We start from the raw sequence: 26,128 nt of genomic DNA on the forward strand, positions 1-26,128 counted from the left end.
CACGCTATCAAAGTAAGGAATTCTACTGAGAAGGCATGAGATAACACTCAATAAGAATCAATCAAAATTAACTGTAAATAATAACTTCAGTGAATAACACAAAAAATCCGTAGGGATTGGTGCTGACTTGTCTAATAGCTGATAATCAATGTACCCAAAAAGTTCCAACTAGTAACAACTGATATGGTAAAGCTAGTGACATTTAATTTAGCATTTTAAAAGCAATATTATTGATACAAGTATTGTTCAATACTTAAAAAAATGTTCTCACCGACAAGTAGTGAGAACAACAGATGAGCATCAGTAAAATTGAGGTCAACTTTTGCTCAGAATCAGCAAGACTACTCTTAAAAGGAAAAATCAATTGCTGACTAAGCGGATTTTTTAAGTAAAAATACTTAATTTTTAATTATTTATCTGCGTCGGAGATACTGAAGTACACCACGAGCGATCGCTGCTGCCATTTGCTCTTGATAACTGGAACTGCGTAATTTAGCAATATCCTCTCGCCCAGTTAAATAACCTGTCTCGACTAAAATTGAGGGCATAGAACTTTTTCTGAGGACGTAAAATCTAGCTCGCCGCACTCCCCGATCTCTAACATTCAAACCCTGAAGAATGGTGTTATGCACAACGCGAGCTAGACTTAAACCACTACCATAATAATAAGTCTCTAAACCACTGACATCAGGACGACCAGCACCTGCGGAATTAGCATGAATACTAACAAACACATCAGCATTAGCTCTCTCCGCCATTTGGACTCGTCCTGGGAGGGTCACAAAGTAGTCAGAAGTCCGAGTCAAAATTACTTGCACACCATTTTGTTGCAGAATTTCAGCTACTCTTCTGCCAATGGGCATAATAATATCTTTTTCGCGGACTCCGCCAATACCAATTGCACCTGGGTCTTTTCCGCCGTGTCCAGGGTCAACCACAACTACTAATTTGCCTCTAGGAATGGGACGTATCCCTGGTTGAGGAATTGGCTGGGTATTTTCGTTAGGGTCTGGTAGTTGACCTAGTGGAGGTAAAGGGAAATTTCCTGGAATTGCGACGTTTCGGCGTGAACCTTGTAATTGCAGAGCTAGTTGGTCGCCGTCTTGGTTAATGCGCCCAATTTGCACACCAGCAGCTGGTTGAATAAATATAACTACAGTATCTGGTTCTGGTGTTTGCAAACGTACCCGCAGGATGGGACTATTGGCGTTAAAATTCGGGCCTTTAATCCGAGGTGCTAATTTAGCATTGTTAATTGTGATGCGATATAAACCAGAGCTGCGATCCCATCCACCCTTAGCAGATATAGGTTGATTAGCTCTAATAATTAGTTGCTTATTATCATCAAGTTCTAAAGTTTCAATAGTTGCTAGTTCATCGCTAACACTCCGGCGGCTAGGTGGAGAGAATTCTGGTTGATTGTTTGAGGAATTATTAGAGTTATTTCTTAGTAATGAAGCAAAGCGGTTAGGTAGAATAACTAGACCATTATTACCACTTCTTGTAGCTCGCCAGTCGGGACTATTTTTATCTACCCGCAAGGTCATGCGGACAGTGGGTGGACTAGTTTGGAGTTGGGTGAATTCAACAAGACTCACACCATGTTTATTAACACTTAAATCTCGCTGCGCTAAATTTGCTGATAAAGTTGCGCTAGCGATATCCATAAAAATAGTAGCGCGATCGCGGCTACGGTTCAGCCTCACCTGCGGATTGCCGCCGTTAGTCCGAACAAACAACCCATCTCCTGTAACTTGTAAGTTTTCTATTTGAGTTGTTGCTTGTGTAGTGCTAGCAACTGGAGGTAACTCTGGCCTAGGTGTAGTGCTGGTAACTCTGGGCAACTCTTGCCTAGCATTTGAATCCAGGGTTACTAAGTTATAAACGCTATCTGAAGAAGACTCTACTGCCTGTAGTCTGGGTCTGGGTAATTGTACCTTCCAACGGCTGGCAGTCATGCCAACAAATTTTATACCTTGGGGGTCAAGAGTGTAACCAGGAGCTAGTTCAACCACAATTCGCGCTGTTTGCGGTTCAAACTGTCCAACACGAACAGAACGAATTGCTCCACCTACAGGTTGTGTTACCTGTGGTCTGCCAAAGGTTGTGTCTGGTAAATCAATAACTAGCCGTGTGGGATTGAATATTAGTTGCGCTTTGGGTTGAACACCGCCCACAGTATTAAATTCTAAGCGGTTTTGCTTGGCATCAAAACGCCACGATTCTAGTCTACCTGCCAAAACTGGCGACGACAGTAAGCAGATAATCCCAACAGTACCGGGTAGTAACCAGTGTAATTTCACAATCCTTTCTCCTGATTCACATTCATGGGAACTGTCAATATCTCAACATATGGGTAAATCCTCCCACCGTCATTAGCTAATCTTAAGCTTGGAGATTTGACTTTAATTTCTGTTTTGAGGTAAACAACAATTAATGATCTAGATTTTTTACATAGGATGTTGCGGTATTATCGAAAGGTAAAACTTCTATTTATAGCGTTTTTCGGTTGAGTGCAGTACAAGTAGACAGAGCAAGAGGCTAGGGGTTAGAGGCTAGAGGAATGTACCTCATGGGGATGAAAACTGCTGTAAATAGTATTGGTTGCCACAAAAATCTAACCAGAATTAACTATAAATAGTCAATCCTTGCTAATTTTTGATTAATTAACCATCTATTTTGATTTTTGTAAAAACTATAAAACAATTTTTTTAGTTGAAATTTCAATGACTTTTGACTAATTTTGCTGGAGTTATAAATTATTAATTTCTAAATTTTAAGCAACATATTTAAGTAATGATTTGAATTAAAGTAAAATTGGTAACAAATAACATTGCTAGACATATAAACAACGATATCTAAGGACGTAACTAGAGGAATAGAAGTTTCCTTTTAACAGTTATCAGTTATCAGTAAAGAATAAGGTGTTTATCTTTGGCGAAACATCACACCAATTGGTGGTAGGCGTTGGTGGCGGGTTTCGTGATCACTGTTCACTGTTTTAATAGTCGGATTGAGGAAGAAAGCATGAAGGAGAAAGTATGAAATTTCAGCCTTGATTCTTCCTCATCCCCAGCCCTGAATACTTAATCTTTAATTAATTGCTCGCTTTCAGTTGCCAGTGTATCGGATTCGGGAAAGACGAAACGTAACAAAGGCGGAGCTAAAAAGGTTGTGAGAATAACCATCATAATAATTGCCGCTCCCAATGGTTTTGAGAGAACGCCACTAGCCGCGCCGACACCAGCAAATACTAATCCCACCTCACCCCTAGGAATCATACCCACACCGATCGCTAAACGATTAATTTGGGGTTGACCAAATACGCTCAAACCTGTAATCACTTTACCAATAATGGCTACTGTAATCAGGAAAATAGCCATAATTAAACCTTCGCGATTGCTAGGAATAGCTGGGTTTAGAACTCCTAAATCAGTTTTTGCGCCAACGGTGACAAAGAAAATTGGCACTAACATATCGGCAATAGGAATCACTTGCTTTTGCAGTTCTATGCGCTTATCAGTTTCTTCTAAAACTAAACCAGCTGCAAAAGCTCCCAAAATTGCTTCTAATTGAATGACGGCGGCTAGATATGCCATAACAAAGGCAAAGATAAAAGCGGGAATGATTAATTCACCCCGTGTTTTTAGGTTATCAGCGATCGCCACAAAGCTTTTATTAAAAACATTACCCAGAACGATCGCACCTAAAAGAAATGCCGTAGCACTGATAATTAGGTAAATGACTTTGCCCACATCTACTACACCATCTTTAGCAAGGCTGGCAACTACCGCTAACACAATAATTCCCAGTACGTCATCAATCACAGCCGCACCAAGAATAATCTGCCCTTCTTTGGAATTAAGCTTGCCTAGTTCTGACAAGACTTTAGATGTAATCCCAATACTTGTAGCTGTCAAAGCTGCACCCGCAAAAATTGCTGGTACAGCACCAACACCAAATAAAGTCATTAAACCTACGGTTCCAGCAGTAAAGGGTACTACCACCCCCACAATTGCGACAACAGTGGCTTGGATACCAACTGCCATTAAATCTTTTAAGTTAGATTCCAAGCCAATTTCAAACAACAGAATAATTACACCCAATTCTGATAACACAGTGATGACTTCTGATTGGGCTGCAAATACCTGTGGTGCTGCCTCTGGGCTGAGGCCCGCAGTCGTTTGGAGGAATGTGATAATTAGAGAAGTAGAACTGTCTGCACCACCTCCAGGAAATACCAACAGATGCATAACAGAAATACCTACAAATACACCTCCTACGAGTTCGCCTAAGACGGGTGGTAAGCCGACTCGGTTGGATATTTCCCCGCCAACTTTGCTGGCCAGGTAAACTACCACTAAACTCAGTAGGACTGCTGCTACTACCATAGAACCGTCTGCTGGTTCTGTTGTGTTAGTGGCTAACAGAGGAAAAGAGAAGTTGATTTCACCTAAAAACTGCATGGTTTCCGTAAAAATCCTTCTCCTTATTTTTACTCTTTTGTGGCAATTCTTGGCGTGGTTACTCTCTGGAAGGAGGATTTTGAATTATATTGGTTCTGTAGAGACGCGACGGCCGTCGCGTCTCTACATTGCTGTGAGATGGATTAACTGCTGCCAATGAGCTTCTGATACTGGGACAACAGATAATCTAGGAAGTCGCAATAAGTCAAAGTCTGTAAATTTGTCGTTCTGTTTGATTTGGGTAAGGCTGACAGGCTGAGAAACTGGGCGGATTGCCTTTAGATCAACAACTACCAGCTTGGCATCATTTAATTTTGGATCAGGGTATGGTTGGCTGATTATCTCTGCTATACCCATGATTTGCCGTTCTTTGCCAGTGTGATAAATCAAAGCCAAATCACCGGGAAGCATTGTGCGGATATGCTTGAGTGCTAAAGCATTTGTAACTCCATCCCAAACTGTACTGCCGTTTCGTGCTAAATCCGCGTAAGAATATTTATCCGGTTCAGTTTTTAGCAGCCAATACGCCATGACACAATCTCCAGAAATTATGCTGTGATTTTTTTAGTTTCCAAAAATGTAACAATACCTGTTTTTGACTACAGCAGTGTCACAGTAGAAACATCCAATCGAGCGATCGCGCTATAAGTTCTGAGTTGAACTGACTGTTAACTATTAATACTCAACAGTTAACGGATGATTGCTTGATGCAGTTTACTTATTAGCATCTGTATATATTTTTCAGAGGAGTGCAAGTTTATGCATAGAGCCGCTTTGTCTGGTTCTGGGTTTCGTGCTGGCAAGTTATGGAAATCTTTACCGTTAGTTTTACTGTTATTCGTTACGTTGGTTTTACCGGCATCTGCACAGGAAAGGGAAAAGGTGTGGCGGACTTTGACTGTTAGTGGACGCGGGACGGAATCAATTCCTACTACTTTATCACTCGTTAATTTGGGCGTAGAAATTCAAGGAAAAACTGCCGAAGGGGTACAGCAAGAAGCAGCCAAGAGAACATCTGCTGTAGTTGCTTTGCTCAAAAGCCGCAATGTCGAGAAACTAGAAACTACAGGTATTCGCCTCAACCCAGTTTATAGTTACACCAATAACGTGCAGCGCATTACTGGCTATGCTGCTAGTAATACTGTTAGTTTTCGCATCCCTACCGAGAAAGCTGGTACATTGTTAGACGATGCGGTGAAAGCTGGGGCAACTCAAATTAACGGTGTTAGTTTTATTGCTACTGATGAAGCGATCGCATCTGCTCGGCAAGTCGCACTTAAAGAAGCCACCCAAGATGCTCAACAGCAAGCTGAAGCTGTGTTCGGTGCGTTAGGATTCAAACAAAAAGAAATAGTTACTATCCAAATTAATAATGCCAGCGCACCGCCACCTCCTGTAATGTTACGCGCCCAGGCTGCGAAAGTTGCCAATGAGGATGTTTCCACTCCTGTGGTTGGTGGTGAACAGGAAGTTGAAGCATCGGTAACGCTGCAAATTAGTTATTAGTTACTAGTTAAGAGTCAATAGTCCAAAGGTTATAAATGTTTGACCATTGACCATTGACTCTTGACCATCTAAAAATTATCTGGAGACATATCGCTCATCCCGCCGTCTCCTTCCTGTTTGGAACCTAATAAATCTAGCTGGTCTACAAGAATAACTGGTTTAGAACGACTGGCTCCTGTTTGGCGATCGTTCCAAGTGTCAAACTTCAGCGAACCTTTGACAGCAATTTGTTTGCCTTTACGCACGTAATTACCTGCAACTTCGGCTGTCTTTCCCCATAGTTCTAACTCGAACCAGTCAGGCTCATCACTATTGCGTGTTCTTCTGTTCACTGCCAGTGTTAATCTACACTTAACTTTACCAGACTCAAAATACTTAATGTCTGGGTCTCCACCTACACGCCCAATGAGGTGGACTATATTAATAGTCATGTGTTTTACCCTTTAGTACTGACGTACTTATTTATTTTGACTTCTATAATAGCCAATTGTGAACTTATTGAAAATGTGTTAAAAACTTAACAACCTTGCAGGGCAGGAAAATTTGAGTTATCACTTGGGAAAACTAAAAAACTGTACGGATATATTGAATTGGTCTGAGAATATCAAAGACGTGAATGCTTAAAACTTAGGAAGTATAGCTAAAAGTCAAACAAAGACTAGCTAACTTTACTAGACTGAGGATGAAAAACGTAATAGAATCCAGCACGATTCACTCTAACATTTTTTTATAGTCAAAAAAGTATTGCGAATAGGGGGCGTAGATACGCGTGGGTCTGTTTAGGAACTTTCGCTCATCGTGGGATATGGGTATCGACCTCGGTACTGCCAATACCCTTGTTTATGTGTCTGGTAAAGGCATTGTACTGCAAGAACCTTCTGTAGTGGCAATTGATCAAATCGAAAAGGTTGCATTAGCAGTAGGTGAAGATGCCAAAAAAATGCTCGGTCGGACACCCGAAAACGTGATTGCCCTGCGCCCCTTGCGCGATGGTGTAATCGCTGATTTTGATACCGCCGAGTTGATGTTGAAAAGCTTTATTCAGCGAGTTAGTGAGGGGCGATCGCTGATTTTACCCCGGATTGTGATTGGGATTCCTAGTGGTGTCACAGGAGTCGAAAGACGGGCAGTGATGGATGCAGCCATGCAAGCTGGTGCGAGAGAAGTCTTTTTAATAGATGAGCCTGTAGCTGCGGCAATTGGAGCCGGACTACCAGTAGCTGAACCAACTGGTAACTTAATTATTGACATTGGTGGTGGCACCACCGAAGTGGCTGTATTGAGTTTACAAGGAACTGTATTGAGTGAATCTGTACGCATTGCAGGGGATGAACTCACAGAAGCCATCATCCAATATATGAAGAAAGTTCATAACTTGGTGATTGGCGAACGCACTGGGGAAGACATCAAAATTCGCCTTGGTTCCGCCTATCCTACCAATGATGATAATGAAGCCATGATGGAAGTCCGAGGTGTACACTTGCTTTCTGGTTTACCAAGAACTGTTACCATCAAAAGCCCAGAAATCCGGGAAAGTATGATGGAACCTTTATCAGTAATTGTCGAAGCTGTCAAGCGGACGTTGGAACGGACACCGCCAGAACTAGCATCTGACATTATCGATCGCGGGATCATGCTGGCCGGTGGTGGCGCATTGCTCAAAGGCATAGACACCCTCATCAGTCATGAGACAGGCATTGTTACTCATATTGCAGCTGATCCTCTCAGCTGTGTTGTGTTGGGGACAGGCCGTGTGTTAGAAAACTTCAAGCAGCTAGAACGCGTATTCAGCGCACGTTCTAAAAATATGTAGCGATAAATATTGGATATTGGGTTCTATTTAGCTGTGATTTGGGTTCTATATAAATAGAATCCGATATCTCTTAATTTATAAAAATAGGTCTAAATGGTTACTGTACGTCGTTGGTGGGGTCGCAAAGGGTTACAAATAGGATTGTTTGCCCTTTTATTAGGTGGTGCTGGAATATTACGGCAGACTCAAGGAGCAATGCTGCTGGAAGTCTACCAAGTCGTAACGCGTCCTTTACAAATGTTGCAATCTGAGCAAACGCCAGCAGAACGTTTGGAAGAACGCTTAAAAGATGCCCACTTTATGGAAATGCAAACGCGTATCCAAGAACTGGAAAGCCAAAACAAACAATTACAAAGCTTGTTAGGCTATGTGCAAACACAGCCAGTTTCATCACGTCCAGTTCCAGCACAGGTAGTAGGACGCAGTGCAGATCATTGGTGGCAACAAGTTACTCTCAACCGTGGCTCAAATTCTGGCATTCAAGAAGGATTTATTGTTAGGGCTGAGGGCGGATTAGTTGGGTTGGTGGACTCTGTTACTCCTAACACTAGCCGTGTGTTATTAATTAGTGACCTAAAAAGTCAAGTGGGTGTAACTATTGGTCGCACCTCAGCTAAAGGCGTTTTGCGCGGCGATTCTTCAGCAGAAGCTGTGCTGGAATTTTATGAAAAAGTTCCCAATGTAAAGGTAGGAGATTTAGTTTCTACTTCAACTTACAGTCAAAAATTCCCCTCTGGTTTACCAGTAGGTAGAATCAAATCTTTAGACTTAAAGAAACTCCCCGCATCAGTGGCGAAAGTTGAACTTTTTCCACCGATTAGATCATTAGATTGGGTAGCTGTCTATCCGAAACCGACCAGCCAAGAACAAGAAAATCCTGAGTCGGCGAAGCAAGAACAGGCACAACAATCGCAAAAGTCTAATTAGATGCGAGGAAATATCTCAAAACAATGAAGTTACCCTCATTGAATGGTCGCCGACAACAAAAGCCAAAATCTTCGGAGCGAAAATCTAAGGCTTATCGCAAGCCAAAAGCACGTTGGCATCCTCGCGCAGTTCAACTGTTAGATTGGACAGTAACAGTTGGGTCTGTGCTGTTATGTTTGCTGTTATTGCCAACTCGCTTCCCTGGTACAGAATTGTTGGGGATTGGGCCGAATTGGTTGTTAATTTGGGTAGTGGCTTGGAGTGTGAAGCGTTCAGTTTGGGAAGGAACGATAGCGGGTATACTTCTGGGGCTACTTCAAGATGCCATGACATCACCTGATCCCACTCATGCTGTAGCTTTGGGGTTAGTGGGATTTCTGACTGGAATACTTCACAAACAACGATTTATTCAGGAAGATTTCATTTCCATAGCTTTAATTGTCTTTTTAATGGCAATTTTGGCAGAAACCATTTTCGGCGTGCAATTGAGTTTGACTGGCGATCGCAAGGTGGAATACATTTGGGCTTATTACCAACGAGTCGCCCTGGCTTCAGCCATTCTCAGTAGTCTTTGGGCCCCTGTAGTTTACTATCCTCTGAATCGTTGGTGGCAAAAAAGAAAAATGCTAGAGCAATAGTTACAGTAGGAGATAATTTTGAGTTTAAATTTGGGAGTGAGGATTTAGGGTCTATGCCCGTAATTCCTCACTCTTTTTAATGGTTAAGAGTCAAGGGTCAATGGTCATATGTCATTAGTTGTTTTATTTCTTACCCCCCCTGCTCCCTCTGCACCTCTACTTCCCCTGCTTGTCTAAATGTATAAAACTGAAAGAAAACAATATAAGTAAGCACCCCGACAGCGAACAATAGCTTTGAGATATTACTGTTGAAGTATCAAGAAGCCGACAAGGTGCAAAATATTGAAATTCTTAGCCAAAACTTATGGATAATTCTCAAGCTATTCTTCAAGCAGATACATCTTCAACAATTTACACTCAAGAAAATGGGCTGCTAGTGCCATCGGCAGTTACATCTAATTCACAAATGCAAGAAACTATGGGCAGTGAAGCTGACTTTGACTCCCGCATGATGCGGCGGTGCTTGGAACTTGCCCGTCGTGGGTTGGGACGCACTTCGCCTAACCCGATGGTGGGGGCGGTTGTAGTTAAAGATGGGGAAATTGTCGGGGAAGGGTTTCATCCCCGTGCTGGAGAACCCCATGCGGAAGTTTTTGCACTGAGGGCAGCAGGCGTTGGCGCAGCCTCTCCTGAGGAGAATCGCGCTCGTGGTGCTACAGTTTATGTCAGCCTCGAACCCTGCAATCACTACGGCCGCACTCCTCCTTGTTCGGAAGGTTTAATTGCAGCTGGTGTGGCTAAGGTGGTAGTGGGTATGGTTGACCCGAACCCCTTAGTAGCTGGTGGGGGAATTGCCCGTTTACGCGCTGCTGGTATAGAGGTGGTGGTCGGGGTTGAAACAGAAGCTTGTCAGCAGCTTAACGAAGCTTTTGTCCATCGCATTCTCCACAAAAAACCTTTAGGCATTTTGAAATATGCCATGACTTTAGATGGCAAAATTGCCACTACTTCTGGTCATAGTGCTTGGGTAACAAACCCAGCCGCCCGGAGTGAAGTACATCAACTGCGGGCGGCTTGTGATGCGATTATTGTGGGTGGTAATACAGTCCGGCAAGATAATCCCTACTTAACTAGCCATCAAGCGGGGGCGCATAATCCCCTGAGGGTGGTAATGAGTCGCCAACTGAATTTGCCAGAAAACGCGCGCTTGTGGCAAACAGAAGAAGCCCCCACTTTAGTGTTAACCGAAATCGGAGCTAACCCAGATTTCCAAAAGTTTTTGCTCAAACGGGGCGTGGAGGTTGTAGAATTACCCGCACTGACACCCGAACAAGCAATGGCACATTTATATGAACGCGGTTTTTGCAGTGCTTTATGGGAGTGTGGCGGTAAATTAGCCGCCAGTGCGATCGCTCAAGGCGCAGTACAGAAAGTTTTGGCCTTTATTGCTCCTAAAATTATTGGTGGTAGCCATGCGCCTACACCTGTAGGTGACTTAGGTTTTACCAATATGACTGAAGCATTGCCCCTAGAGCGTGTTCGTTGGCGCGTAATTGGTTCAGATTGCTTAGTTGAAGGTTATTTATCCCAAAAATTTGGTCAATAGTTATAGTTAACCATTAACCATCAACAAGATGAACGATAAAGGATGAAAAAACGGATAAATACCCCCACATTTAATCGTTTTTAATTGATAAAAAACTGTTTCGAGCTACATAGTGCGAAAAACAAGCCATATTTTTTCAAGCCCCTCATTAGTTGATGAGGGGCTTCATATTTCATCCTTGAGTTAACGCTGAACTTATCAAGGCTATAGCTAAAACTCTCGTTCATAAGCAATATCACGTATGAGAGTTAGCCGAGATTGGATATAGTCACACAAAAAATCAGTCTCGTTAGGATCTAACAATACTTGTGTTGTGGTTTGTTTTACTAACCATTGCACCAAGCTAGCATCGTCCAGCTGCAAAAGGGTCACGGTTTGGGAAGTTTCAACCACGGACCAAAGCTGACGCAGAATTTTAGGAGTCATCAGACCTCAATTGAAAATTAGCCTAGCTGTTTTCAGGTTACACAATTTTGATAGGAATTTACGCCATAAATGTAGAACTTGAGATAAGTATTATTAAAAAATTAATATTAGGATTTATAACTTTATGAACTTTCAGAAATGTGGCAATCAACCTATCAGTTCATAAAAATTTACTGTTACAATCCTGTAGTTAACATACTGCTATCTAAATGACATATATCATAAGAAATATTCTAATTGCAACTATTTTTGTGTGATACATTGCTTAACAATCTATTAAAAATAAATAGTAAAAAATACAGATAAATTATGGGATTTTATCTGTATTTTTACTGAAGTTATAATATTTATATCGCAAACATAAATGAGATTAAAACAAATCTATTGCCTGCACCGACAAGTAATTTATGAATGACATAGGATTGCTATACCTTACTCTTCATACTCTACCCAGCTATTGGGTGTTTCTGAAACTTGAACTTTCAACTGCACATTTGGTGGTACTCGCTTCTTAGTTTCATCGTAAATGTACTTAGCAATCATTTCAGCAGTAGTCTCATATTCAGGAGGCATAACTTCATTAAGAATGCCGTGGTCAAGCCCTCCTTTTGTCACATCTTGCTTTGCCCAGCGTAAAGTTCTAAAATCAGCTACCATCACTGGGTGAGGGCAGTATTGTGAAGAGTGCAGTTGTGTTGAGATGGCTTCAATACGGACTTGATAATTATGCCCATGCATCCGACCACAAGGGCCATCATAATCTTTGATGTAGTGGGCGCTATTAAAGGAAAATTCTGTAACTACTTTCCATTTAGGCATTTTATTATCACCTCGTGATAAATTATTAAGTTAATTCTGATGCCACTTTATCTTAACTAAAGTGATGAAAAGGATATTTACCAGTATTGCTTAATACTTGAATTAAGAAGGAGAAGGAAAAAGCGATCGCCTGTGACCATCACAAATGTTGTAAATATTCTTTTCCACTAAACATCAATCAACCTATTACATTTATTTAATGTTAAAAAATCTACAAAAACTAATAAATTAATATCAATTTGATGCTGAAAATTCAGAAAAATCGGTAACTTATGTCCCTTCACTTGGTCAAATTGGACAATAATTCTTTAAAACTGACAATAATTATTTAATGGACAAATGGAGAATAGGGAGCTCGAATCCCTGACCTCTGCGGTGCGATCGCAGCACTCTACCAACTGAGCTAATTCCCCGTTATCACAGCATATTCTAACATTCACTTACACTTGGCTGCGGTTCTTTGCCAGAAAAAACATTTTGAACTCGTTCTAGTTCCAAATCAGTCAGATAATCTACAGTCCAGTTACAACAACGCTGAAGCATATGAAAGGGGTATGTATTCGCTACGCCAACTACCTGCATTTGTGCTTGTTTTGCTGCTTGGATACCTGCGGGGGTATCTTCAATTGCTAAACATTCTTGCGGTTGCACATCCAATTCGGGATAGTTTTGGTTGAAGCGTTCTACAGCTAATATATAACCATCTGGTTGTGGTTTACTGGTGGTGATGTCGTCACCTGCAACGATAACTGTAAAGTAGTTTGCTAGTTTGGTATGATTGAGTACCAATTCTATTTCTTTGCGTAGTGCGCCACTGACTAAGCCTAGTTTTATATTTTGAGAACGCACCTGATATATTAAATCTTCAACACCCGGATATATCGGCAGTTTATCTAATTTTTCTAATTCCAGCACGTAAGCTTCAGCTTTACGGTTAAGTAGCTGATTTAGATACTCATCCGTTACTACTCTACCGCGATTCGCCAGCAGTTCTTGAAAGCAAGCGCGATCGCTCCTTCCTAAAGAACTCTGACGCTCTTGGACTTTTTGGGGTTGGAGATTTTCTTGAATGAGAATCTCATCTATCAATTGCAGGTGGATGCGCTCATCGTTAATGATGACACCATTAAAATCAAATAGAACTGCCTTTAAACTCATGCCGTTATGCCAAAAACTGGAGATCCTAAACCCTCCAAATCATTATTATCTATTGTGTTGTCTGTTGATCCCCTGTTGTACTGGCGGACTTTTGCTTGCATTGAGTTTTTGACAGGAGTTGGCTTTATTCCACTAGAGACTTGATGTATCCACAAAATATCCTCGGTGCGTACCGCCTCAAACCCAGCAGCACCTATACGTGCGTCTATACTGTCAGCAGCATACTCATGAATATACGGTTCCGCAAAAATATTGTTGAGCCAATCTAACTGACGTAAAGTTTTCTGATTTCCATCTAAAATTAAAACTTGTCCACCAGCGACTAATAAGCGAAAGCTTTCTTGCAAAATTGCTTGAGTAACTACACTTGGTGTTTCGTGAAATAGCAAGGAAGCTGTGACTAAATCAAAAGAAGCATCTGAAAAGCCAGTTTTTTCTGCATTTCCATGTCGCCAGTTGATATCTAAACCCGCAGTTTTGGCTTTATCTTCTGCTCTGACTAGCATATAAGGCGATAAGTCCAAGCCAATAACTTCTGCTTGCGGAAAAGCCTGCTTTAACAGCAAAGTGGTAGAACCCGTACCACAGCCTAAGTCAAGTATGCGCCTTGGCTGAACTTTTACCGCATCAATTAAGGCTTGACGTACCCAAGTTTCATTTGGTGCTAGGGCGTATTCCGTAATTGGGTCATAGCTCACGGCTGCACTAGAATTAAGATATCCTGATTTGATTCCGTGAAATTTTTGCTTGTAGTACGCAGGAATTGTCACATCGGCAGAACGGATACGTGCGCTTTCTTTTTCCCAATCAATACTTTGCGCGTATCTTTGTAACTTCTCCTCATCAATCAAAAATCGTACTACTGGAGATAAAAAACGTTCCCAGAGGGTAGCTTGAGGGACAGCCATAGAATGGATTTTGAGTTGATGAACTAGTAACTTTCTTTACGAATTTTAATATATCTTGCCAAAATCTGCTTTTCTTACTGGAGCGATGATTGACACTCATATTTACATATATTACATTTGTAGTATATGCGGACAAATAATTAAAACACAATGCAGAATTTAATTTCGTATGGATTCATCAATATGATGACTGTTCAATACAAAAACCAAAGGATTACACTTAGATAATTTCTCAACACAAATACAGAAAATTATGCCTTACGAAAATTTAGACATCAACACACCATCACCCGTTTTATCTTGGGCGAATCACCCTTTAGCCAGCGATGAAACCAAGATGGCTAAAAATGTGGCATCGCTACCATTTGTGTTTAAACACGTAGCATTAATGCCAGATGTTCATTTAGGGAAAGGTGCTTTAGTTGGTTCTGTAATTGCTACAAAAGATGCCATCATTCCTGCTGCTGTGGGCGTGGATATTGGTTGCGGTATGTGTGCAATTAAAATGCCATTCACAGGCGAAAAATTAGAAGGTAAACTCAAGAAAATTCGCCAAGATATTGAAGCAGTAATTCCTACAGGTTTCAACGAAAACAAAGATATTGAAAAGTCAGTAACTAATTGGCAACGTTGGCAAGATTTTCAAGACTTGCATCCTGGTGTGCAAGACTTACAAAATAAAGCCATGAAACAAATGGGTTCTCTCGGCGGGGGTAAAAGATTGCCCCTTACTGTAGTAATACAGTAATCAAAACTCGTCCAAATCGGTGAAAGCTGGGATTGCTAATACCGAGGGAAGCGGTAAAACGCCCCGTAGAGAGCAGAGGGACTTGGGCATCCTAAATAATTAATAATTTAGGATGAAGGTGTGCTCCGAACTATACCGAATAGGAAGGTATAGAATCAAGCAGAAATGACTTGATCGATTGCAACTTTCATTTATGATATTGTGGTTTCATGGAATCCACTGATATCACTCTCGAAAACCCCTATTATGCCTACTTATTTGGCTTCATTCAAACTGACGGTCATCTATACAATAGCACTCGCGATCGCGGTCGTCTAAGTATAGAAATCAATAAGCAGGATGAACACATACTTTTGGCTTTCAAGAATTTCATACCTTTTCATTCCTCCATTACTGAACGTGTACGCACAACTAATTTTAGTGCGAATCAAAAATCAGTTATTTGGAGAGTTTATGATAAAAGGTTTCGAGATTATCTTGAAATGTGGGGTTTACCGAATGGTAGTAAATCACAGTTAATAAAGCTCCCTAGTGGTCAGTTCTCTAAAGTTGATTATTTTCGAGGTCTGATAGATGGAGATGGTTCTTTAGGGCTTACTGCAAAAGGATTTCCTTTTCTATCTCTGGTTACATCTAGCTCCAAGATTGCTGTTGGGTATATAGAATTTATTAACCAGGTAACAGGCAAAGTAAAGACATCTACAAGGAATACTAGAGATAGCGTTTATAACATAGTGGTTTACAAGGAAGATGCTCAAATATTAGTTAGACACTTGTACTATGATAATTGCCTAGCTTTATCTAGAAAACTAATCAAGGCAAGTGAAGTGCTGAGTTGGAGTCGTCCTACTGATATGAGAAAGGTGAAACATAGAAAATTATGGACACCTGAAGAAGATCAGTTTATTAAAACCCATTCAATTGATTGTTCAATGGAAGTGCTTAATAGAAGTCGAAATAGTGTAGAACTAAGACTATGGAGACTAAATAAATTAAGCAAGCAATCAGTAACAAACTGAATCACTTTATTGAAGTGTGCCTCGATACAGAAAACCAAGTTTGGCTGATGTTACATTCTGGTTCACGCAACATTGGAAATAAATTAGCCCAATGTCATATTAATACTGCCAAAGAGTTAGCCAAGATGGCAGGGAATAATTTACCTGATCCTGATTTAGCTTACTTTGTCGCTAATACACCAGAATTTCAAGCTTACTGGAATGATTTGCAGTGGGCGCAAGACTATGCACGTGTCAACCGCGATGTGATGATGGCACGTTTTAAGCACATCATCGAAAAGCATCTGGCGGGTGGAAAAGTAACTAAACCTTTATTGCAAGTAAATTGCCATCATAATTACGCCGAAAAAGAAGTTCATTTTGGTGAAGATGTGTATGTAACTCGTAAAGGTGCAGTCCGCGCTCAAACGGAAGATTATGGTATTATTCCTGGTTCAATGGGAGCAAAATCTTTCATTGTCAAAGGGAAGGGGAATACTCATAGTTTCTGTTCTTGTAGTCATGGCGCAGGCAGATTATTATCTCGAAATAAGGCGAAAAATGTCTACACTCTTGATGATTTAATAGAGCAAACTAAAGGTGTAGAATGCCGAAAGGATAATGATGTTTTAGATGAAATTCCTGGTGCATATAAACCAATTGAGCAAGTGATGGCAAATCAAGCAGATTTGGTGGAAGTTGTCGCTACACTTAAGCAGGTTGTTTGTGTGAAGGGTTAAATTAAAAATGGTGGGTGTATGCCCACTTTTTTATTTTTTAACGCAGATTAACGCTGAGGTAGGCGCGGAGGTGCGCTGAGATTTTGTAGGTGAGAGGGGATTTGAATTTAGGGTGTTGTGTCAAGTTGCTGCTCTTGAGTTGTGAAATAATTTGAAAGATATTAGATAAAGCAGCTTAATATCAAGCAATAACAATATTAACTGCTGCTGAATTAGAAATTTTAACCTACCAGTTGAGGTAGTGAAATTGGTTTTTGTATGAAGATTGTGTGAAGTTTTTAGGTATTTCTGCTTTGGCATTTATTTAAGTAGGAAGTGTCTACTTCTCGTATCTCGTTATTCCCTACGGGGGTAGATTTAATTTACGTCCTGATGTTCTGCTTGGTTATTTGCACAACATAATTAATTTATCCTTATCTAAGGATTTTGTGTAACTAATTAAATAATATCTAGGGCTGTTTATGTATCGTACATAACAATTTTTTTTATACTTAATGACCTACAATCATTTAGCTTAGGGGAATAATTCTCACGAAGTCTAGCTGAAGTTAGAATACAAATGTGCTTTTCCCTGCAAAAGTCCATCTCTAGGTACTGTGTAGTTTCCGCACTATGTTCTAAATTCAAGATATGAAATTGCTATTCACCGTATTAGCAATTGATAAGTTAAAAAAATCCCACTTTTATATTTTCTTTGTTATTTTGTATTTAACGGGACAGTTCTCCACCATACGGTGAGTTTAAATATCAATTAAGTCAACATTCCCGCATTTTGTAAAACAAACAAGCATTTTGTACTTGGAGAACATATGTCTGCAAGTGCAACCTAATCTGCTGAAATAAATTGCGGGTTCAGACTTAAATCTGCAACGCGCTAGTTTATCAACCTGAGAAAATTCTTGCTAACGACTATGCTTAAAACAACTAATCTACATATTATTCTTGCTGCTTTTATTCAGCCTGAAACTTTAGATGAAACTGCGCCAGTCGCTAAGAAAAAAGCGTTGGCTAACTCTAAATATGATGTTTTACAACCATTACGACAATGGCTTGACGAACTCGAAATCCAAAATCGTAAACTAGCACACTTTATTGCTAAATTGATCCCAGCACAGTGTCCTTTCGAGCGCGACATTGTTTTGTTCGGTCGCACAATAGCTCACATTCCTCCTATGTGTAAGCTTAATCCTCTTTACGATCAATTTGTCGGCTTGCGTTTTCGTGCTTTGTGTTATTTAGTAGATGAGTGTGGAGAAGATATCCAATCCTACTGTTAAATACAAACCGAGAAGACTTAAACATGGAAATCAAAGTTGAGCATCAACCCAGTCAAGAATATCTACAAAACTTGGGTGTGTTCAAATGGGCGATTTGGGAAAAAGAAGTCTCCAAGTTTCCCTGGACTTATGATACTGAAGAGACTTGCTACTTTTTGGCAGGCGATGTAATTGTTACGCCATCTGGCGGACAACCAGTGCAAATGGGTAAAGGAGATTTGGTGACTTTTCCTGCTGGTATGTCCTGTATATGGGAAGTTATCAGCGACGTAAAGAAACATTATTATTTTAGTTAATCCATAAATAGTCAAGGATTATTTCTTTTGCATCCTTGAATGATCCCAACGCAAGTATGCCTCAGTTTACTTGTATAATGGTTCGCAGCGATCGCCTAATTGCAAGTTTCACAATCCTTTGCAAAGCTCGTTACGAGATCACCAAAACAGTCATGCCAAAAATAAATAGTCTAATTGCGATCGCGCGAATGTGTAGGTGTACAAAAACAGGTTTCTAGCAAAATGCCTGTATCCTTTGCTGTGTAAGCTTTTGCGAAAAAAATAAATTAAAATTAGCCGCGCATCTTTACCTGTAAGGTTTTTGGGGTTCTTGCGTAAATCAGTTGATATTTTATAGTGATAAAATCAGACCATCCGCGAAACTGAACCATGAAAACCTAATAAGCATTGACTTTCAGCCTTCCGCAGTTGAAATTACACCGAATCCCTATCAGGGATTGAAACAATGGAACAGTTGAAAAAACTTTCTGAACGCCTTAAAGTTGAAATTACACCGAATCCCTATCAGGGATTGAAACATCTGGCATTTCGTAATATCCTTTAGAGGCTAGAGTTGAAATTACACCGAATCCCTATCAGGGATTGAAACTCTAGCTCAGTGATTGTTGTAGCCGAATTTTTTGTTGAAATTACACCGAATCCCTATCAGGGATTGAAACTTTTCCGATTAGCATAAGCCAAAGCTCCAGCACCCGTTGAAATTACACCGAATCCCTATCAGGGATTGAAACCTGTACCATCACCATGTTTTTCAAAGTCGTAAGGTTGTTGAAATTACACCGAATCCCTATCAGGGATTGAAACGAAACGCCAGGAATGCTAATAGTTGGAATTGAAAGTTGAAATTACACCGAATCCCTATCAGGGATTGAAACTTGTTTTTTTCAGACAAGATTCTACTCTTTAGTTGAAATTACACCGAATCCCTATCAGGGATTGAAACGTGTGAAATTTAAAATTATTGAACTTCTGCAAAGTTGAAATTACACCGAATCCCTATCAGGGATTGAAACCTTTTTTCTATTAAATACCTACTTCTCCAACCTCCTTTAAGTTGAAATTACACCGAATCCCTATCAGGGATTGAAACCAAACGTACACACATTTAATCAAACATAAAGGAAGTTGAAATTACACCGAATCCCTATCAGGGATTGAAACCTTCTAATGGATACGGTTTAGCAGCTACCGGAACTCAAGTTGAAATTACACCGAATCCCTATCAGGGATTGAAACTAGCAGCTACCGGAACTCAATGGATAAATGTAGAAGTTGAAATTACACCGAATCCCTATCAGGGATTGAAACTCTGTATCCTCAAACGTGAAATCAGGTAATGCGTTGAAATTACACCGAATCCCTATCAGGGATTGAAACTGAAGTACCAGAGGCTAATTTCAAAGCAACAGCTTATGTTGAAATTACACCGAATCCCTATCAGGGATTGAAACACATAAAAAAGCGCGGCTGGCGCGCTTAACAATTGGTTGAAATTACACCGAATCCCTATCAGGGATTGAAACAACTTATCCAGGGTTTAGACTTATTTAAAAAGTCACGTTGAAATTACACCGAATCCCTATCAGGGATTGAAACCGGATTATGCCTTGTCAGCGTGATGTTAAGAACGGGAATGTTGAAATTACACCGAATCCCTATCAGGGATTGAAACTTGCAGCTGCATTGTTTTTGCTTCAGTAGCCGCAAAGGTTGAAATTACACCGAATCCCTATCAGGGATTGAAACGCTCTGGCTTGATTGGAGACTTCGCACCAGTGACTTTAACGTTGAAATTACACCGAATCCCTATCAGGGATTGAAACTAAAACGCTGAAAGCCTTATTCTATAAGAGTTTAAAGTTGAAATTACACCGAATCCCTATCAGGGATTGAAACCTAAAATTTCTTCCTTACCCTGGACTAATTCTAAGGTTGAAATTACACCGAATCCCTATCAGGGATTGAAACAGTTTCTAATTGTGATAATGGGACTGCTTCATAATGTTGAAATTACACCGAATCCCTATCAGGGATTGAAACCTGCATTCATAATTGGGAAAGGATGCTATACAGCAGAGAAAGTGGCCTTTCACAGCAATTGAAATGAGGACGTAGATAAAAATGTTATTGCATTTGAGTACTTGGCAGGAAGTTGAAACTTATCTACAGCAGTCTAAGGGGATAATTTTCCCGATTGGTTCTACAGAACAGCATGGGCCGACAGGATTAATTGGTACTGATGCTATTTGTGCAGAGGCGATCGCTCGCGGTGTGGGTGAAGCGACTGGGGCGATGGTTGGGCCTACAATCAATGTAGGGATGGCATTACACCACACAGCGTTTCCTGGTTCGATTAGTTTGCGTCCTAGTACAATGATTCAATTAGTACGAGATTATGTGAGTAGTTTAGTCAAAGCTGGTTTTACTAAGTTCTACTTTATCAACGGTCACGGCGGTAATATCGCTACTCTCAAAGCAGCTTTCTCCGAAACTTACGCCTATCTCGAAGATTTACAAATTCCCGATGCTCATCAGGTGCAATGTCAGGTAGCTAACTGGTTTATGTGCAGATCTGTATATGAGTTGGCAAAAGAATTATACGGCGATCAAGAAGGCTCTCATGCAACTCCTAGTGAAGTGGCTGTGACTCAATTTGTCTATCCTGAAGCAATTAAGCAAGCACCTCTCTCGCCAGAAGTTGCGGGTGGACACAAAATTTATAGTGCAACTGACTTTCGCAATCGTTACCCAGATGGACGTATGGGTTCAAATCCTGCTTTAGCGACACCAGAACATGGTAAACAGTTTTATGACTTGGCAGTGAAAGAACTTAGTAATGGTTATTTGGAATTTGTGAACTCGGATTAATACCGTTTCAATTTAAGTTTGATACAAATAGTCCGCAAGGGGAGACAGCGTGGTGGGCGGTTTTGCCGACTTGTAGCAAGTGTCACGCGTTAAACAGTGAACAGTAATCACGGCGTATGATGGAGATTTAAACCCGCCACCAACGCCTACCACCAATTGTTGTGGTGTTTCGCCAAAGATAAACACCTCATCCTTTACTGATAACTGATAACTGATAACTGTTAAATTCTGATCCATTTCAGTACATGAGGATCTTTGTCATAGCGGTAGGCAAAGCCATCTTTAGCTGTAATCGTCTCTCCTTTGCTTGCCTTACTCCTTATAGTGTTAATGGCATAGAATGTTAATTCACTCATTTCTTTATGAGAAAGCCCTTCACTTAGACTATTTTGAATCAATCTTGTTGATTTATTTTGGTATTCATGATTAGGCAAGCTGTCTGTAGTAGTGAGAGTATCTTCATTAGAGTTCTGGGTAGTTGTTTTTTGGTTGCGATAATCTTGTACTTTCAAAAGTTGCCAATTGGAATCTTGTGTCAGTTCTAGAACCCATTGATGATAATCAAATAAGCTTTCTCGATGCCCAACACTAATAAATGTTGTTTTTGTTTCTTGTAATTGTTTATATAAATTACCTTCGTTAGTTAAATCTAATGCACTTGTGGCTTCATCTAATATTGTGAACCGAGGATGAGTCACTAATAGTCGTGCGAAAGCAAGGCGTTGTTGTTCTCCTAATGACAATATATTTTCCCAAGGAACTTCCGTGTCAAAACCCTCCACTCGACTGAGTAAGTTTTGGAGATTTACTTGTTGCAAAACTTCTCTCAGATGTGCGTCGGTCATTTGACGGTTTGTATTAGGATAAAGCAACTGTTCACGCAAAGTTCCCAAGATGATGTAAGGACGTTGGGGTAAAAATAACACTTCTTCTAAAGGAGGCCTGACCAAGCGACCAGTTCCCGCATTCCACAAACCTGAGATCGCTCTTAGTAATGAACTTTTACCTCGACCACTTGGCCCGACAATTAATAAACCTTCTCCTGGTTGAACAGTCAATGTTAAATGTTCGACAATTACCTGCTCAGAGTTAGGCGTTTTTAAGGTAACATCTTCAAAAGCCAGACGGTTTTCTTCTATTGTTTTAATGCTACTAACCTTCTCTGGTTGTTTGGTAACACCTTCTAAAGCATTTGAAAAGTCTGATAACCTCTGAATGTAACTCGAAAATCGCCCAGAGTTGCCAAATTCATTGATTAAATCAGCCATTGCGTTAGCAAAAAAGCCAGCAGCTAAACTGCCTTGGCCAATTTGTCCAAAAGTAATTTCGCCATTAATATATAAAGGCCCAAGAACTATAAACGGAAAAACTTGAATTAGAGCCTGATAGCCTCTGTTGAAGATGTCTTTGTTTCTTTCCCAATTAATTTTGCGTTCAATACTTTTCAGAAGTCTACTAAATCTGCTCCCAATTATATTTGACTCTTTTTTTTCTCCCTGAAAAAAAGCTATTGATTCAGCATGAGTTCTGACATGAGTAATAGTGTAAGTATACTCTGCTTTCAAATCTAGTTGTTCTTGATTAATCTTATTTACTTCTTGAGTTAAGTAAATAGCAATCAAATTACCTATGATTGTATAAACAACCAAAACAACTGCAACAAACTGGGAAATCGACCACATAATTACGAGAAAAACCAGCATTTCTAGCACTTTTTCTAAGGTAGTAGCTAAAAAGCTCAAAGTATTACTAGTTAGAGGTTCGATTTCTTGAGATATGCGTTGATCTGGATTATCAATATCAGATTTAAAGTTAATTTTATAATAAGCTCGATTGCTTAAATATTTATCTAAAATTTGATTATTTAGCCATTTGTACCAGTCCAGCGCCAGCTTTTTTCGCACAAGTCTAGTGAATCCTAGCAAAATCGTGACACTGAGCAAACCAACGCCATACACACCTAACGTTTGATAAAACTTATCAAAATCTTTATCTTCAATGATGACATTGACTAAATAGTTACTTGCGAAGGTATTGAATGCAGTTACGCCCACAAGAGCGATGATTAATAATATCAGGAGACTAAGCATTCCCCATGTACGCAGAACCTCAGAGAACGCTCTACCTCCTGGCTCTGTGGGATACCAATATGGTGCGGCGATCGCTTTGACATCCTCCCAAAATTGATTAAAATCCGAAAAAGCAGAGGTACTATCTTTTAAGGATTGATTGCGAACAGCTTGAGCTTGCATATTTTATAATTAATAGGTCAAAAATTTTCTATAACTGGATCACTGACAATCGAGGCAGATATATCCTTAAAACTTTACTGAATCAGATTTTGAGTATTGCTTGGATATAAAACATCATGATCGGGTAGTTCGTCTTCGACAAGTCTAAGACGAGGGTAGAAGTAGGCAATAAAGGTGATAGAAATAGTTAAGATTCCCATAATTACAAGCAACAGTCCCATACCACGACCTATACCTACACCAAGAATTTTTCCGATACTACCTGCTAATAAACCATTAGTAGCCATTAAAGGTTCAAAAATCTTTTCTGCTAAGGGGCCAATCGTAATGTAGCCCAGAGGTAAACCTACGGCTTCGATCGCTCCTTTGATAGAAAATACTCTACCCTGGACTGAAGGTTCTACTTTCGACTGAAAAATAGCTTGGGTGGAACTACCAATTATGGGTCGGAGCAAAAAGAATAAAAATACGCCGATAATGAAAACAAAAATAGAAGGTTGCAAACCAGCAACAATCAAAAACGCCCCGGTAAGGAGCATACAACCGTAGATCATATTTATGTTACGCTCTAGACCACCCCAGATTCCAATCAGCAACCCACCTGCCAAAATAGCAACGCCAAACAGCGAAAGAATCGTTCCTAAAACTGTGACGGGAGCAAAAGATAATATCAGGGGTGTAGTGATTACCTGAACTCCTCCGACCAAAAAAATGCTATAAGCTGAGATGATTAACACTCCTAGCAGTCCTGGTCGAGCTAGTAAATATGTCAGTCCATAGGTTGTTTCTTTGACAAAAGAATTTTGGGCGATCGCCACAGCAGCAGTAGTAGATTTAGGGAACTGAAGCAGTAACAAAAGAGTAATCCCAAAAAATACACTGGTTAAATGCAGCACTATCACTCCTGGTAGAGAAATCACGCCTAGCAGCACTCCTCCTAATGGTGGTGCGATTAGCTTCGCTGTACCGTTCATAAAACTCAGCATTCCATTCGCACGACCAAGGTGGTGTTTTGGTACTAGTAAACTGATGGAAGCATAAAAAGCGGGTATTTGAAAAGCCATGAAAATAGCACTGAAAGTATTGGCTAAGTAAATGTGCCACACTTCCAAGCGACCGAAGCTAAATAAAATTGCGATCGCTACTGTTGATAAAGTTGCAAATAAATCGCTGAGAATCATTGTCCATTTACGATCCCAACGATCCACTAATAACCCAGCTACAGGTGCAAGTATGATCAGGGGTAAAGTATTGGCAAGGGTAATCAAAGCAAATTGGGTGACGGAACCAGTATGTTCGTAAACCCAAACATCCAAAGCAAATGCAGTGATGCTGCTACCAATAGATGCAACCAGCTGTCCCACCCAAACAATGATAAACAGCTTCATCTCTCGAAAAATCGTCAGTGGCGTTTTTTCTATACTTGCCAACATGATTAACTCCTAAGTGTAGGTGCAGTCAGATTCATCATGGCGTGGTAATAATGCAATAGCTTTTGCGCCTGATGCTCCCAATCAAACTTTTCAATGGCTTGTTGCCTTCCTGCTTCTCCCATCGCAATGGCGAGATTGTCATCTAAAAGCAACCGCAGCATGGCTTCGGCTAAAGCATCCGCATCACCACGTTCTACTAATAATCCTGTTTTTCCATCTTCTATTAATTCAGGGAATGCACCGCCATAAGTCGCAATCACAGGTAATCCCATTGACATGGCTTCAATAATTGGCATTCCAAATGCCTCATTCCAAACAGATGGAAAAACAAATATATATGCTTGTTGATAATATTCAAGTAGCTCGAAATGAGGAACTTTGCCCAGAAAAAAAACTGAACTGGCGGCGTTAGGATTAATTCGCTCTTCTAATTGCGATTTATAATTACCTTGATAATAAAGCAGAATCTTTTGCACTTGTGGGTCTTCTCTATCCAGTGTGTACCAAGGTATTAAGGCATTTTCTGAACCAACAAGTTTTAGTTGTACTTGGGGATAACGAGATACTACTTTATTAAAAGCATCAATTAAAATGTGTACACCTTTCTCTGGTGAAATTCTGCCTACAAATAATATTTGTTTAATATCTTTATTTTTAACTTTTTTATAGGAATTATTCGAGATAGTAAAGTGACGAGTATCTGCACCGTTGTAAAGAGTTTCGCTCTTCACTTGAGGCAAATATTTACGAACTTGATTTATTAGGTAATTGCTACATCCAACTACTAAATCAACTGACTTAAGGTGCTGTTCAACTATTACTGGATCGAATAACGGTAGAAAATCACTGTGGAGATGTAAAACTATCTTTGCATGGGGATTATAGGCACGCATGAGGGGGACGAATTGAAACACGATATTCATGTGAATTACATCACATTTTTGGGCTTGAATATCCTTAGCCACTTGACGATAAAATTCCCGAAAAAATAATGTGGAGGCGTAAAAAGGTCTTTGGGGGTGGGAAATTCCCCAGATATCAAGAAGGTTTAATGGATCTAATATTTTATCTATCCATGAGTCGGGAATGCGGCGATAGGTAATGCCATCTTCGTAATATTCCAATTCTTGATAGTGACCTTTGGAGCCATAGAATAAAACTTCATGTCCAGCACGAGCTAAACGTAGTGCTAAGGCATAAGATACTAGGCGAATTCCTCCGGTTTTAGGGGGTTCGGCTAGGGTAGCATGATAATCGAAAAAGGCAATTTTCATAATTTGGAAGATGAGAGTTTTTTCACGCAGAGGCG

General features: G+C 40.2%; 21 protein-coding genes, 1 tRNA gene, 2 pseudogenes and 1 CRISPR repeat array. Of the genes and pseudogenes, 11 read left to right on the plus strand and 13 right to left on the minus strand.

Annotated elements, in window-relative coordinates; all coding sequences use genetic code 11:
* Positions 1–413: 413 nt before the first annotated feature.
* The 3 genes from H6G76_RS06805 to H6G76_RS06815 all read right to left on the minus strand — a co-directional run bounded on the left by H6G76_RS06805 (position 414) and on the right by H6G76_RS06815 (position 4,997).
* Positions 414–2,303 (minus strand): N-acetylmuramoyl-L-alanine amidase, encoded by a 1,890-nt coding sequence (locus tag H6G76_RS06805; protein ID WP_190697416.1) that lies wholly within the window; start codon positions 2,301–2,303, stop codon positions 414–416.
* 783 nt (positions 2,304–3,086) lie between these two features.
* Entirely contained in the window at positions 3,087–4,466 is a 1,380-nt protein-coding gene (locus H6G76_RS06810; protein WP_190697419.1) for a cation:proton antiporter, read from the minus strand.
* A gap of 123 nt (positions 4,467–4,589) precedes the next feature.
* Complete coding sequence (locus H6G76_RS06815) at positions 4,590–4,997, minus strand: EVE domain-containing protein (RefSeq protein ID WP_190697422.1); 408 nt, start codon at positions 4,995–4,997, stop codon at positions 4,590–4,592.
* Between the two features lie 228 nt (positions 4,998–5,225).
* Here H6G76_RS06815 and H6G76_RS06820 point away from each other — a divergent pair, with 228 nt between their 5' ends.
* Positions 5,226–5,972 carry an SIMPL domain-containing protein gene (locus H6G76_RS06820; RefSeq protein WP_190697425.1) on the plus strand — a complete coding sequence of 249 codons (747 nt, stop codon included), beginning with the start codon at positions 5,226–5,228 and terminating at the stop codon, positions 5,970–5,972.
* 68 nt (positions 5,973–6,040) lie between these two features.
* Here H6G76_RS06820 and H6G76_RS06825 read toward each other — a convergent pair whose 3' ends face one another.
* Positions 6,041–6,403 (minus strand): single-stranded DNA-binding protein, encoded by a 363-nt coding sequence (locus H6G76_RS06825; RefSeq protein ID WP_190697427.1) that lies wholly within the window; start codon positions 6,401–6,403, stop codon positions 6,041–6,043.
* 374 nt (positions 6,404–6,777) lie between these two features.
* Between H6G76_RS06825 and H6G76_RS06830 the strand changes: the two genes are divergently transcribed.
* The 4 genes from H6G76_RS06830 to ribD all read left to right on the plus strand — a co-directional run bounded on the left by H6G76_RS06830 (position 6,778) and on the right by ribD (position 10,896).
* A complete protein-coding gene (locus H6G76_RS06830) occupies positions 6,778–7,785 on the plus strand; it encodes a rod shape-determining protein (protein WP_190697807.1) in 1,008 nt (335 codons plus the stop codon).
* Between the two features lie 93 nt (positions 7,786–7,878).
* Positions 7,879–8,712, plus strand: coding sequence for a rod shape-determining protein MreC (mreC, locus tag H6G76_RS06835; protein WP_190697431.1), 834 nt, complete (start codon positions 7,879–7,881; stop codon positions 8,710–8,712).
* Positions 8,713–8,735: 23 nt separating this feature from the next.
* Positions 8,736–9,350 carry a rod shape-determining protein MreD gene (mreD, locus tag H6G76_RS06840; protein WP_190697434.1) on the plus strand — a complete coding sequence of 205 codons (615 nt, stop codon included), beginning with the start codon at positions 8,736–8,738 and terminating at the stop codon, positions 9,348–9,350.
* A gap of 304 nt (positions 9,351–9,654) precedes the next feature.
* Entirely contained in the window at positions 9,655–10,896 is a 1,242-nt protein-coding gene (gene ribD, locus H6G76_RS06845; RefSeq protein WP_190697437.1) for a bifunctional diaminohydroxyphosphoribosylaminopyrimidine deaminase/5-amino-6-(5-phosphoribosylamino)uracil reductase RibD, read from the plus strand.
* Between the two features lie 210 nt (positions 10,897–11,106).
* Here ribD and H6G76_RS06850 read toward each other — a convergent pair whose 3' ends face one another.
* The 5 genes from H6G76_RS06850 to H6G76_RS06870 form a co-directional block, all read right to left on the minus strand.
* Positions 11,107–11,322 carry a hypothetical protein gene (locus H6G76_RS06850; protein WP_190697440.1) on the minus strand — a complete coding sequence of 72 codons (216 nt, stop codon included), beginning with the start codon at positions 11,320–11,322 and terminating at the stop codon, positions 11,107–11,109.
* Between the two features lie 432 nt (positions 11,323–11,754).
* Complete coding sequence (locus tag H6G76_RS06855) at positions 11,755–12,141, minus strand: 6-carboxytetrahydropterin synthase (RefSeq protein ID WP_190697443.1); 387 nt, start codon at positions 12,139–12,141, stop codon at positions 11,755–11,757.
* Positions 12,142–12,481: 340 nt separating this feature from the next.
* Positions 12,482–12,554 (minus strand) — tRNA-Ala (locus H6G76_RS06860).
* Positions 12,555–12,570: 16 nt separating this feature from the next.
* Complete coding sequence (locus H6G76_RS06865; protein WP_190697447.1) at positions 12,571–13,299, minus strand: HAD family phosphatase; 729 nt, start codon at positions 13,297–13,299, stop codon at positions 12,571–12,573.
* Complete coding sequence (locus tag H6G76_RS06870; protein ID WP_190697449.1) at positions 13,296–14,207, minus strand: class I SAM-dependent methyltransferase; 912 nt, start codon at positions 14,205–14,207, stop codon at positions 13,296–13,298. The genes H6G76_RS06865 and H6G76_RS06870 overlap by 4 nt, the downstream gene beginning before the upstream one ends.
* Positions 14,208–14,460: 253 nt before the next feature.
* On the opposite strand from H6G76_RS06870, the pseudogene H6G76_RS06875 reads away from it, so the two are divergent.
* The 6 genes and pseudogenes from H6G76_RS06875 to H6G76_RS06900 all read left to right on the plus strand — a co-directional run.
* Positions 14,461–14,922 (plus strand): annotated as a pseudogene (locus H6G76_RS06875) (RtcB family protein); the annotation flags it as partial.
* A gap of 242 nt (positions 14,923–15,164) precedes the next feature.
* Entirely contained in the window at positions 15,165–15,974 is an 810-nt protein-coding gene (locus H6G76_RS06880) for a hypothetical protein (RefSeq protein ID WP_190697452.1), read from the plus strand.
* Positions 15,974–16,693 (plus strand): annotated as a pseudogene (locus H6G76_RS06885) (RtcB family protein); the annotation flags it as partial. The gene H6G76_RS06880 and the pseudogene H6G76_RS06885, both read left to right, overlap by 1 nt.
* 911 nt (positions 16,694–17,604) lie before the next feature.
* Positions 17,605–17,970 carry a Mo-dependent nitrogenase C-terminal domain-containing protein gene (locus H6G76_RS06890; RefSeq protein WP_190697455.1) on the plus strand — a complete coding sequence of 122 codons (366 nt, stop codon included), beginning with the start codon at positions 17,605–17,607 and terminating at the stop codon, positions 17,968–17,970.
* 23 nt (positions 17,971–17,993) lie between these two features.
* Positions 17,994–18,266 carry a cupin domain-containing protein gene (locus tag H6G76_RS06895; RefSeq protein ID WP_190697458.1) on the plus strand — a complete coding sequence of 91 codons (273 nt, stop codon included), beginning with the start codon at positions 17,994–17,996 and terminating at the stop codon, positions 18,264–18,266.
* Positions 18,267–18,673: 407 nt separating this feature from the next.
* Positions 18,674–20,306: a CRISPR direct-repeat array (repeat unit 37 nt; unit sequence GTTGAAATTACACCGAATCCCTATCAGGGATTGAAAC).
* An 81-nt stretch (positions 20,307–20,387) separates the two neighbouring features.
* Entirely contained in the window at positions 20,388–21,134 is a 747-nt protein-coding gene (locus H6G76_RS06900; protein ID WP_190697462.1) for a creatininase family protein, read from the plus strand.
* A 12-nt stretch (positions 21,135–21,146) separates the two neighbouring features.
* Here the strand turns inward: H6G76_RS06900 and H6G76_RS06905 are convergent, their stop codons facing one another.
* The 4 genes from H6G76_RS06905 to H6G76_RS06920 form a co-directional block, all read right to left on the minus strand.
* A complete protein-coding gene (locus H6G76_RS06905) occupies positions 21,147–21,371 on the minus strand; it encodes a hypothetical protein (RefSeq protein WP_190697464.1) in 225 nt (74 codons plus the stop codon).
* A complete protein-coding gene (locus H6G76_RS06910; RefSeq protein ID WP_190697467.1) occupies positions 21,356–23,386 on the minus strand; it encodes an ABC transporter ATP-binding protein/permease in 2,031 nt (676 codons plus the stop codon). Before H6G76_RS06910 ends, H6G76_RS06905 begins: the two co-directional genes overlap by 16 nt.
* A 74-nt stretch (positions 23,387–23,460) precedes the next feature.
* A complete protein-coding gene (locus tag H6G76_RS06915; RefSeq protein WP_242056330.1) occupies positions 23,461–24,819 on the minus strand; it encodes an MFS transporter in 1,359 nt (452 codons plus the stop codon).
* Positions 24,820–24,821: 2 nt separating this feature from the next.
* Entirely contained in the window at positions 24,822–26,093 is a 1,272-nt protein-coding gene (locus tag H6G76_RS06920) for a glycosyltransferase family 4 protein (RefSeq protein WP_190697470.1), read from the minus strand.
* Between the last annotated feature and the right edge of the window lie 35 nt (positions 26,094–26,128).

Origin of the sequence: Nostoc sp. FACHB-152 (assembly GCF_014697475.1) — a bacterium.
Classification (GTDB): Bacteria; Cyanobacteriota; Cyanobacteriia; order Cyanobacteriales; family Nostocaceae; genus Nostoc_B.

Bases quoted from the DNA above. Each gene is read 5' to 3' on its own strand.
- H6G76_RS06810 (WP_190697419.1), bottom strand. From the start codon at position 4,466: ATGCAGTTTTTAGGTGAAATCAACTTCTCTTTTCCTCTGTTAGCCACT.
- H6G76_RS06815 (WP_190697422.1), bottom strand. From the start codon at position 4,997: ATGGCGTATTGGCTGCTAAAAACTGAACCGGATAAATATTCTTACGCG.
- H6G76_RS06820 (WP_190697425.1), top strand. From the start codon at position 5,226: ATGCATAGAGCCGCTTTGTCTGGTTCTGGGTTTCGTGCTGGCAAGTTA.
- H6G76_RS06825 (WP_190697427.1), bottom strand. From the start codon at position 6,403: ATGACTATTAATATAGTCCACCTCATTGGGCGTGTAGGTGGAGACCCA.
- H6G76_RS06830 (WP_190697807.1), top strand. From the start codon at position 6,778: ATGGGTATCGACCTCGGTACTGCCAATACCCTTGTTTATGTGTCTGGT.
- mreC (WP_190697431.1), top strand. From the start codon at position 7,879: ATGGTTACTGTACGTCGTTGGTGGGGTCGCAAAGGGTTACAAATAGGA.
- mreD (WP_190697434.1), top strand. From the start codon at position 8,736: ATGAAGTTACCCTCATTGAATGGTCGCCGACAACAAAAGCCAAAATCT.
- ribD (WP_190697437.1), top strand. From the start codon at position 9,655: ATGGATAATTCTCAAGCTATTCTTCAAGCAGATACATCTTCAACAATT.
- H6G76_RS06850 (WP_190697440.1), bottom strand. From the start codon at position 11,322: ATGACTCCTAAAATTCTGCGTCAGCTTTGGTCCGTGGTTGAAACTTCC.
- H6G76_RS06855 (WP_190697443.1), bottom strand. From the start codon at position 12,141: ATGCCTAAATGGAAAGTAGTTACAGAATTTTCCTTTAATAGCGCCCAC.
- H6G76_RS06865 (WP_190697447.1), bottom strand. From the start codon at position 13,299: ATGAGTTTAAAGGCAGTTCTATTTGATTTTAATGGTGTCATCATTAAC.
- H6G76_RS06870 (WP_190697449.1), bottom strand. From the start codon at position 14,207: ATGGCTGTCCCTCAAGCTACCCTCTGGGAACGTTTTTTATCTCCAGTA.
- H6G76_RS06880 (WP_190697452.1), top strand. From the start codon at position 15,165: ATGGAATCCACTGATATCACTCTCGAAAACCCCTATTATGCCTACTTA.
- H6G76_RS06890 (WP_190697455.1), top strand. From the start codon at position 17,605: ATGCTTAAAACAACTAATCTACATATTATTCTTGCTGCTTTTATTCAG.
- H6G76_RS06895 (WP_190697458.1), top strand. From the start codon at position 17,994: ATGGAAATCAAAGTTGAGCATCAACCCAGTCAAGAATATCTACAAAAC.
- H6G76_RS06900 (WP_190697462.1), top strand. From the start codon at position 20,388: ATGTTATTGCATTTGAGTACTTGGCAGGAAGTTGAAACTTATCTACAG.
- H6G76_RS06905 (WP_190697464.1), bottom strand. From the start codon at position 21,371: ATGGATCAGAATTTAACAGTTATCAGTTATCAGTTATCAGTAAAGGAT.
- H6G76_RS06910 (WP_190697467.1), bottom strand. From the start codon at position 23,386: ATGCAAGCTCAAGCTGTTCGCAATCAATCCTTAAAAGATAGTACCTCT.
- H6G76_RS06915 (WP_242056330.1), bottom strand. From the start codon at position 24,819: ATGTTGGCAAGTATAGAAAAAACGCCACTGACGATTTTTCGAGAGATG.
- H6G76_RS06920 (WP_190697470.1), bottom strand. From the start codon at position 26,093: ATGAAAATTGCCTTTTTCGATTATCATGCTACCCTAGCCGAACCCCCT.